Origin of the sequence: Botrimarina colliarenosi (genome assembly GCF_007859955.1) — a bacterium.
GTDB lineage: Bacteria > Planctomycetota > Planctomycetia > Pirellulales > Lacipirellulaceae > Botrimarina > Botrimarina colliarenosi.
The window spans coordinates 345,635-355,395 of record NZ_SJPR01000003.1; the positions used below are offsets into that span (position 1 = coordinate 345,635).

The following is a 9,761-nucleotide window of genomic DNA, read 5'->3' on the forward strand; positions in this document are numbered from 1 at the left end:
GACCGCCAAACGAAAAGAGGCCCGTGGGCGAACCCACGGGCCTCTTTTGCGTTTTCAGCTATCAAGTCCACCCCGAGGGGTGGTCGTTAACCAATTCAGCCGTTCCGACGAGCGGCGAAGCCAACCAGAGCCAAACCGGCGAGGATGGCGGTCGAGGGCTCGGGGATCATCGGGTCGGTGCCGCCGTTGACAAAGAAGTCAACCGTGCCGGTGTAGATCTCATCGAGACCAGTGCCGTTGTCGAGAGCGACACGAACGGTCGTGGTCAGCGGGGCGTTGGTCACAACCTGGGCGAACGCGACCGGGTTTGGCAGGTTAAGCGGCGCCAAGTTCGAAACGGCAGCCTTGAGGATACCGGGGCCTTCTTGGGCACCGATCGACAGAATCTGCGAGCTCGCAAACAGGAACTGCGAGTCCTGAGCAACCAGGCCACCCGCAGCCGGAATGACCGCGTTATTGTCGGTAAACACCGTGCCCAGGGTGAAGGGGTTGATCTGGTTGATCACTCCTTCAAACGTCGCGTCAAAGCCCCTGAACGACTCACCTGTGCCCTCTTCGTACGAGAACGTGACCGTCTGGTAGCCGGAGAGGCCCGGGGTATCGACTGCACTAGCGCTGATCGTACCAGCGCTGGCTGCGGAGGCAGAAATGACGAGCAAAGCAGCAAGGATGAAATTACGCATTGTGTAAACTCGCTTGTTCAAAAAGAGTATTCAGTGCTTGGAAATGCCGAGATTGCTATCTGAGCGAAACAAAGCTCTCGGGTACTAGAATCTAAAGTGCTTATTGACCTCAAACTCAGTGCTGCATTAGCAACTCACCTCGGTGGTAACTGTTTGCCTAGCCGGCGCCTCGGTGGGATACCGAGGCGCCGATTCGACCAATGATTCCCAAGCAGTCTCAAGCGGAGCGACGGACGCTCAGGCAAGCAAAACCGATCATGCCGAGCAGGATAGTAGCGGGTTCGGGAATGGCGGTTGCTCCACCCTGGCTCGCGTTGAAGGCGTCGGCGAAGTTGCCGAAATCGATGATGTCAACGTCACCGTCTGGCTCGCCATCGCCGTAGCCGCCAGTGCCGGGCAACGGAGCGCCGTTGTTGAAGGCGTCGGCGAAGTTGCCGAAATCGATGATGTCAACGTCACCGTCTGGCTCGAAGTCCCAAATGTTTCCGGTCGAAATGGCCGTCGGCCCGGCGTTCAGCGTCAAGCCGAGCAAGCCGTTTTGAGCGACCACGCCCGTCGAGCTCGCCGTGCCGTTACCGGTGAAGGTGAAGTCGAGGAGCGGGTAGTTGCCGGCTCCGGCAGCGACACTCGAGCCGTACGAAACGAACAGGCTGCTGGCGTCGAACAGCTGGATGCCAGTCGTTTCGGTGCCAGTCAGCGGGTTGGCGCCGGGGTTGGCGGTGTCGAAGATCGACCCGCTGCTCAGCGTGGCGCCAGTCAGCGTGGCGCCGCTGAGGCTCAGCGAAAGCTCAGCGCCGAGCGAACCTGCTGAAGTCGTGATGACCTGCAGCTGGCCGACGCCGCCACCGAGGTCGACAATGGCGATCGAGGGGACCGCGAGGGCCGGCGCCGCCATGGCGCCGAGTGCGGCTACACAAGCAATGCTCTTCCAGGACATTCGTTTCTCTCCACCCACTTGAGAATTGAGATTCACCAGAGTTGCCGAGCGGGAAGGTGCCGGGCGCCCTGCGGAAAACTCGAACTAAGGAAAATCGACAAAGTTGAAAAATCAGCGGCGAGCCGTCCATCGAGTCGAGCCGTCGCCAGGTCGCTATCGCAGCTTCTTGCTGCTTCGCTCTCTCGCAACTCCCGAGGCGGTGCACTTAGCGTGCGGAGCCATGGGAGCGGCTTCAAGACTCGTCCGTGCCGCTTAGCCGTTTGAGTTGTGTCGGATCGTTTGGTGTCGTGCTCGGCCCGGGCAACTTCCCGCGGAATCAGACCCGCAGGGAGTCAGGCATTGTCGCCCGGAGGCGATCGCCCGTTTGTCGGTAGAGCTTTTACTTCCCGTAGGAAGCTATGGCCCTATTCAACTCGGCGATGCGACCCCTTTCAAGCTTGTTGTGCAAAATTGGTAGGTTTTCTGCGCGATAGCTGCGAATTGCATTTTCGGGCGACGGCTTTTTTAAGGGGCCAAACGCCAGAAGTCCGCTGAATCACAGGTCTTTCGCCGTACTGCGTCTTTCGCCGTACTGCTTTTCGCCGTACTGCTTTTCGCCGTACTGCTTTTTTTCGCCGTACTGCCCCCGGATGATCCGCTGTTGCAGGCTGCCGACGCTGGCAAGACCGAAACGCTGAGTCGAAGAACACCGTGCCGCCGACAGAAACTTGCCTGAGACAGAGAGTTGCTCGACTGGAGCCTTCCGTTGCCGATGGGAGCGATGCGATCTAGCGGGATCGCGGTGACGAGTCGCCGCGGGCGGACCCACGAACTGAATTGAATATCCTCAGGACGGGCCGCACTGTCAAGCAATCCCGCCTGAATGTTTCGTTTTTCCCGGCCGACCGCAATGCGAGAGACGCTTGCCCGCTAGCAGCAGACCGCCCAGGGCGGCCGAAAACAGGGCGCCCGGTTCGGGGACGGCCAAGGCGATCCCCACCGGGGCGACGTCGCCGTAGTGAGTTGTCCAGACCGTGTAGTCGAGGCCGTTGATGACGCCGTCGCCGTTGCCGTCGGCGCTGGTGAGCGGCGTGACATTCTGGTTCAGGCGGTCGCGCCAGTACGTGTAGTCGGCGGCGTTGACGCGGCCGTCCCCGTTGTAGTCGCCGGTCGCGACGCCGAAGTCGAGGTTGGTGCTAACCAGCGTCGTGAAGGCGACATCAAGCGTGATGTCGCCCGGCGCCGAGAGGCCGCCGAGGCTGGTGAGCAGCGATCCCTCGAGATCGCCAGCCGACGCCGAGAAGCGGGGCGTGGCGCCGACGGCAAACGTGCCGCTCGCGACCGTGACGCCGGTCGCCCAGAGCGGGTCCGCAAGGGCCCAGGGGACGGACTGTACGGCGGTGAGCGACGTGATGTTGGGTCCGAGTGACGAAGTGCCCGCTTGTCGGCCTGGGTAGTTGGGCGATCCGTTGTCGAGCGTCCCGACGCCGTAGAAAACACCTTGCTGCGCGGCGCTCATCGGCGCGACCTGCTGCGCGAGGTAGAGCTCTTGCGTTGCGCCGATCGACTTATTGCTGAACGTTGCGAAGCCTGCGTTGTCGCTGGCGCTGCCGTTAACGCGGCCGCGGGGCAACTCGGGGGTGATCGCGGCGTTGACGCCCAGTAGCGTCGTGCCGAGCGAGAAAAGGCCGACCTCGTCGGTCTTCGCGAACAGCTTCCAAGTCCCACCGGCGCTGGGGACGGCGCCCGCATAGGTGACGTCCAGACGCAGGTCGATCTTCGCAGCCAGCAAGGGGCTAGCCGTCACGAGCAGCAGAGCGAGGGGGGTCAGGAGCGTACGCAACGAGTTCATATTCCAGAAAGCTCCGAGAGGGGGAGCACCGTGACGAAGGGGCGGGGGCGGAAGGTGAGCGCCGGAAGGTCTGCGGCAGGGGGGTGAGGGCGGCGCACTCTTCCTACAAACCCCAGGTTAACCGAGCTGCCGGCGATCCGGCGAGCGTTTAGCGAGGCGAATCGAGGCCGACGCGGTCGGCCTGGTGCGATCGTACGTTTTGGGGGGCTGCGGGGCGGCGGTTGTGCGGCTGGTAACGGTTCGTACGAGGTCCCCGGGGCTATTCCGGCGGCCGAAAACCGCACGATTTAGCCGACCGTTGCACGCCGATCGGGCGTCCTGGAAATCCCGAAGCGTGGCGCCTTTTTCGACCAAATAGCTTTGACTCGCCTTGGCTCGAAGGGGTAACACAACACTCGTCGAGACGACCTGAGGTGAGGGCTGGCCAGCTCGCCTCCCGAATCTCGCCGGGGCCTGTGAGCCGCCGGCGAGGCGAATCTCCTGAGGGAGTGGAACTGACTCGACAAGAGACGCGTAGCAGAGTGGGGCGGGCGCCGGTTCGGTGGCCCGCCACGTTTCCGCAACATCCGTCTAGGAGGATCCAACCGCTCGTTCGTTTGTTTCGTCCGTGTTCCTGCGGCCAGCGTCCGAGAGATTGGGCCAGCGCCGCCTGAAGACCCGGGCGTGACGGCGACCGACAGCGCCGCGAGGCGCCCGATCAACCGCGACCTTAACCGAGGCGTGCTTGCCTGTCCGGCGACCCACCAGGGCCGTCGCGACGCCCTCTCGATCTGACAAGATCAACACGAGGATGGCGGCCGCTCGCTCAGAGCCGAAGCGCGGCGCAGGTTGATCGGGGCTGAAACGACGCTGCGGACTCGCCGCACGCATCCCGCGAAATCAAATCAACCCCGAGCAGGAGTGTTACCCTCTCTGTACCAGTAACCAACGCGGCGCACGACGCCGTTCAAATCGAGTTAACCCACGGGCTGGCGACGCTTCGAGCGTCGCCAGCCCTTGTTTTTTCGGGTTCTTCCCCGGAACTTGACGGCCAGATTCTCGTTGACGGCCAGATTCTCGTTGATGGCCAGATTCTCGTTGATGGTTAGCGGCAGGGCGAGCAATCGAGCTCGAGCTTCCACCCCCGAGGGACTGGGAGCGACCCTTCTTGTGAGCGGCACGGCGCTAGCCGCCGGTAGCCCCCTCGGCGATTCACCGGCGGCTAACGCCGTGCCGCTCACCAACTCTGCCGCCGCTTGGCGTTTATCTGTCGCTTGAATCGCGTACGATACCCGCTGGTCTAACTCCTTCCGCTTGACGCACCGCTGCCGATGGCCCAGCTCACCACGTTTGTCTTCACCGACCTGGTGGGCTCCGTGGCGCTCAAGCAGCGCATGCCGGGCGTCGACGCCGCTTCGCGCGACGTGGCCTACGTCGAGCGGGTGCTGCAGCCGCACCGCGAACGGATCGAGGCGGGGCTCGCCGCCGCCGACGGGCGTGTCGTCTCGACAGCGGGCGACGGGCATTTCCTGGTCTTTCCAGACACGGCCCGGGCCACGCTGTGGGCGATTGAGGTGATGCGGCTGCACCGCGAGACGCCGATCGCCGCTACCGAGGGGGGGCCACCCGCCGAGGTGCGGATCGGCATGCACGCCGGCGCGCCGCAGCCCGACCCCGCCGATCCCGACAACTTCGTGGGCCGCGCCGTCGACTACGCCGCGAGGCTGGCGGACCACGCCCAGGGGAGCCAGATCCTGGTCTCCCGGACCACCGCCTCGCTGATCGAAGACGGCGTCCTCGATGGTGTCTGGCTCCATTCCCACGGCCCGCACGAGCTGCGGGGAATCGGCGCCGCCGAGCTCTACGAGATCCTCTACCCGGGCCGCCGCCCCGCGCCGCCACGGCGTAACCCGTCCGATGCGGCGCAGCGCGAATGGAGCGTATTGCCGCGGACGATGGGGCTGACGGAGTACGTCGCCCAGTCGGACGGGGGCGAGACCCAAAGGGCCTCCGGCGTCTCTGGCACGGCAGTACGACCGCGCCGCGTCGGCAACTACGAGCTGCAAGAACTGCTCGGCGCCGGCGGGATGGGGAACGTCTACAAGGCGCGGCACGCCCAGTTTGACCGCCCGCGGGCCGTGAAGATCATCCGCCCCGACCTGGTCGAAGCGGGGGGCGAAGCGGTCGTCCGGCGGTTCTACCAAGAGATCCGTGCTACCGGGGCGCTGGAGCACCCGAACCTCGTGGTGGCGATCGACTCGTCGAATCCCGACGATGAAGAACACTACTTGGTGATGGAGTACGTCGACGGTCTGGGCGTCGACGCGTTGCTCGAGGCGGAAGGCCCTCTGCCGGTGGCGGACGCGTGCGAGATCGCCCGGCAAGCGGCCCTCGGGCTGGCGCATCTGGAGGAGCAGGGGCTCGTCCACCGCGACGTGAAACCGTCGAACCTGATGGTGACACTGGCCAGCAATCCTCACCTGCCCGCCGGTGGGGCCGACAGCGGCAGCTTCCGCAGCGCGAGCGCAGCCAAGCTGCCCGTCGTGAAGCTGCTCGACCTCGGCCTCGCCTTGCTGGTGGGGGGCGATGAGGAACGCCTGACCCGCTTCGACCGCGGCGGCATGGGGACCGGCTACTACATGCCCCCCGAGCAATGGCGGACGACCTCGGTCGATATCCGCGCGGACATCTATAGCCTGGGCTGCACGCTCTATTGCCTGCTCATGGGTGAACCGCCGTACGCCCAGTCCGACCTCAAGCCAGAGCGGGCGCACTCGACGGCGCCGATCCCGCCGCTGCGGCCGGCGTGTGGGGCGCCACGGGAGTTGACGGCGTTGGTGCAGCGGATGCTCGCCAAAGACCCGGCGGAGCGGCCGCAGTCGCCGCTGGAAGTCGCGGACGCGCTCGCCCCAATGGCGGTCGGCAACCGGCTGGCGGAGCGGGTCACACGGCTGCGGCTGGGGGGCGCCCTGGCCCGGCTCGCTCGCGACGAGACCCGTCCCAATCGGGCCTCTCTCGAAACCGACGCCCCAACCGGTCGCAGCGGACGGAGCCTCTTGAGCAGCGCGGCGCTAGGGACGCCCGCCCGGCGGTTCGGCTGGCTGCTGGTCGCGGCGGTAACGGCCGCGGCCTGCGCGGCGGTGGTGGCCGTCTGGTGGTGGAAGCTCGGCGCCGACCCTTCGCAGGTTGCCGAAAGACTCGAATCGGTCGCGGGCCTCACCGCACGCGACCTGGCGACGGCGATCGACCGGCGTATCCACCGCCTTGAGGCCGCCGCGGAAGACGCCCTGTTGCAGCAGTGGCTGGCGCCGCGCCCCCCAAGCGACTCAGACGTTGATGCTCCCGAATTGGGCGACCGCAATCATCCGCTCCAGAAGTGGATCATCGATCAACGGAGCAACGGCGACGCGATGCTCGGCTTCCGCTCGAGCAGTTGGTTCGTCACCGACGACAAAGGGGTGCAGGTCGCCCGGGCGCCGTACTCACCGACCTCAATGGGACACGATTACGCCAGCCGCGATTATTTCCACGGCCAGGGGCACAACCTGCCGGACGACGTCGATACGGCCGACCCACTCCGCAGCCCGCACCGTTCGGCCGTCTACGAAAGCACGTCGGCGCAGGGCGAGCTGAAGGTCGCGTTCTCGGTCCCGATCTACGGCGTCGTCCGTGCCGGAGGTCGTCCGCCGGTGTTGGGCGTGTTAGCGATGTCGATCTCGCTAGGTGACTTCGCCGAATTTAGCGAGCTCGAGGCGGCGGGCGGGTCCGAGATCTTGCTTGCCGACACGGGGGCCGACTATCTGCAAACCGACCTGTACAAGGGGCTTGTGCTGCACCACCGTGAGCTCTCGTCGTACAGCCGCGCCGGCGCGCCGCTGCGGCTCAGCGACGAGTTGCTCGCCGCGATCGCTAGACGGCGGAGTTCGACGAAGGGGACGCTCTTGGGCGAGTACCCCGACATCTTGGGGCGGCCCGGGTTGCGATACCTCGGCGCCGTTGCGGCGGTTGCCCCGAAGACGCTCGGCGTCGATCCCCGCGGCCCGTGGGTGGTGATTGTTCAGACCCCGGTGCGGTGACAACCCCACGCCGCGGGCCTACTCGGCGGAACGCGCCACCCAGGCGTGGACGCCCCCGGCAACCATGTGCTGCGTTAGCGTCACGGCGAGGATCGCCAGCACCGCGACCGGCTGGTCGCCGAGGGTCGCCCCCGCCAAGCCGAGCGCCAAGCCGGTGTTTTTCATCCCCAGCGAGTAGGCCCAGGCGATCCGTCCCCGCCGCGAGACGCCCGCCAGGGCGGAGGCAGGCCACGCGGGGAGCGCCCCCGCGAGCGGGAGGGTCGCGGCCGCGATCACCGTCGTCGCCAGCAGGGCCCAATGCGATTCGGCGAAGACCTTCGGCAAGGCCGTCGCGGCGTTGGCGTAGTTCAAGAGCAGCAGTGAGACGGCCGAAACGATCGTCAGCCAGGGGGTGATCGCCGCCACTCGCCGCGCCCCGGCGACGGCCCGGATGGCGAAGCCCAGCAGTGTCGGCCCGAGCACCCAGACGAGGAAGATCGCGCCGGTGAACCGCGATACGAGCAGGTCCGCCGCGGCGGCGCTCGAACCTGTGAGCGTGAGACCCATCAGCCTCAGCAGCGCGGGCGTCACCCACGGGCAGAGGCAGATCGAGAGCACGACCAGCCCGAGGGCCCAGACGAGGCTGCCGCCCGACTGGTGCGTCCAGGCGACCGCCGAGTTGGCGACGGGCATCGCCCCCGCCAGAGCGAGCCCTACCGCTAGGGCGGCCGCGTCCCCCGCGGTGAGCCACGCCGGGGCCAGCACGCCCCACAGGCCGACGACAACCAGCGGCGGGCCCCAGACGCCCGCCAGGGCGATCAGCAGGCTCAATGGCCGCTCTGGCAGCTCACGGAGCTTGACCACATCGACCGCCATCGCGCCGCACACCAGCAGCACGCCGACCATCACCAGCGAGAACCGCATCGCGGTCGGATCGCCCGCGGCGTCGGCGCCGAGGCCCGCCATCCAGACGCCGGCCGCCGGAGCGGCGGCGGCCAGCACGTAGCTCGCCGCCAAGAGCCCGACGAGCCAACGGCGCACCCACCGGGCCGTCGCTTCGGCGCGGTGCGGGGGCGTCGGCGGGGCGGCGTCGCGGGTTGGCATTTGTTGGAACCTAACCACCCGGCGGCGCCGCTGCGAGGTTCCGACCCCGTCCGCCGGTCGGCTTCCTGCTGGGCTTCACTAGCCTTCGACCCGCTGTCGAAGGCGCTCGACCTCGTCTCGTAGTTCGTCAATCTGGGTGGTGAGTTCTTCCCGCAATTCGGCGAGGTCGGACGCAAAATCGCGGCCGGGTGGCGGTGGTGGCGGGGGGGGAGGCGGCGGTCCGCCGGCCCGAGGTGCAGGCGGGGGTGGGGGAGGAGCGTGGCCCGAGGACGGCGGCCCACCGCCGACGCCCAGGTCGCGGCAGACGCGGTCCCGTTCGCTCGGCGTGTAGAAGGTGTGCGAGACGATCGCCCCGCGTCCCGGCGGGCTCAGATACTCCACCAAGCCTCGCGACACCAACGCATCGACAATCGGCATCAGCTCCGAGAGGCCGGCGATCGGCTCCATCCGGGCGGCTCGGCCCCGCAGGTCGCCGACCGTTTGAGCGCCCCGCAGCAGCAGTTCGGCGACAACCGCCAGCTCGGCTTTCTCGACGCCAAGCCACTCGTACAAGCGGTGGCGATAACGCTCGACGCGCGAGTCGCCCTGGACGACGGTCAGCGCCCCCTTCTGCCGCAGCGTGTCGGTTGCGCGCTCGACCTGGTCCTCGTCGAGGGCCATCTGCGGGAAGCGGTTGTTCTTCTGGTTGCAGCCCGTAAGCAGGGCCTTAGCCGACAGCGGGTAGGCGTCGGGGGTCGTCTTGGCCTTCTCGACCAGGACACCGAGCACGCGGCGCTCGAACGACTCAAGCGGGCCGGGGTGAGCGGGGGGAGTATCGGACATCGTGTCACGCCTGTCGGGGGAGGAAGCATCTCTCGCGGCAGACCCTATCGTAGCGCTAACGAGCCGCGGCCGTCAGGGAGCGGCCGAGCCGCGTGGCGGGCCGAGGTTCGGCTCCCAGAAGGTCGGGGCTCATCATCGCGACGTCGCCAAACAAAAAAACCGCGGGCCGCCACTTGGGCGACCCGCGGTCGATAGCTTTCAGCTGTCAGCTAAGCGTGTCGGTGATCAGAAGGTGAAGATCACGTCCATGCCGAACTTGGCGCTGTTGAACTCTTCGGCGTTGGCGAAGCCGACGTTGTTGGCGGCGGCGTCGCTGGCGGTCCAGTCGTAGCGGATCTCCGGACGAATCA

7 protein-coding genes are annotated in these 9,761 nt (G+C 66.7%); 1 reads left to right on the forward strand and 6 read right to left on the reverse strand.

The window, feature by feature from the left end; translation table 11 throughout:
• Positions 1-95: 95 nt before the first annotated feature.
• From Pla108_RS13075 to Pla108_RS20995, 4 genes are all read right to left on the reverse strand, one after another.
• Entirely contained in the window at positions 96-704 is a 609-nt protein-coding gene (locus Pla108_RS13075) for a PEP-CTERM sorting domain-containing protein (RefSeq protein WP_197526530.1), read from the reverse strand.
• Positions 705-900: 196 nt separating this feature from the next.
• Positions 901-1,620: a PEP-CTERM sorting domain-containing protein gene (locus Pla108_RS13080; protein WP_146445398.1), complete on the reverse strand. Its 720-nt coding sequence runs from the start codon at positions 1,618-1,620 to the stop codon at positions 901-903.
• A gap of 844 nt (positions 1,621-2,464) precedes the next feature.
• Positions 2,465-3,451 (reverse strand): dockerin type I repeat-containing protein, encoded by a 987-nt coding sequence (locus Pla108_RS13085; RefSeq protein WP_146445399.1) that lies wholly within the window; start codon positions 3,449-3,451, stop codon positions 2,465-2,467.
• A 956-nt stretch (positions 3,452-4,407) separates the two neighbouring features.
• Entirely contained in the window at positions 4,408-4,554 is a 147-nt protein-coding gene (locus Pla108_RS20995; RefSeq protein WP_197526531.1) for a hypothetical protein, read from the reverse strand.
• Between the two features lie 207 nt (positions 4,555-4,761).
• Between Pla108_RS20995 and Pla108_RS13090 the strand changes: the two genes are divergently transcribed.
• Positions 4,762-7,506, forward strand: coding sequence for a protein kinase domain-containing protein (locus Pla108_RS13090; protein WP_146445400.1), 2,745 nt, complete (start codon positions 4,762-4,764; stop codon positions 7,504-7,506).
• 18 nt (positions 7,507-7,524) lie between these two features.
• Here Pla108_RS13090 and Pla108_RS13095 read toward each other — a convergent pair whose 3' ends face one another.
• Both Pla108_RS13095 and Pla108_RS13100 read right to left on the reverse strand, forming a co-directional pair.
• A complete protein-coding gene (locus Pla108_RS13095) occupies positions 7,525-8,589 on the reverse strand; it encodes a bile acid:sodium symporter (RefSeq protein ID WP_146445401.1) in 1,065 nt (354 codons plus the stop codon).
• Positions 8,590-8,667: 78 nt separating this feature from the next.
• The gene (locus Pla108_RS13100) at positions 8,668-9,411 is read right to left on the reverse strand and encodes a DUF480 domain-containing protein (protein ID WP_146445402.1); all 744 of its coding nucleotides are present in this window, start codon (positions 9,409-9,411) and stop codon (positions 8,668-8,670) included.
• Positions 9,412-9,761: the final 350 nt, after the last annotated feature.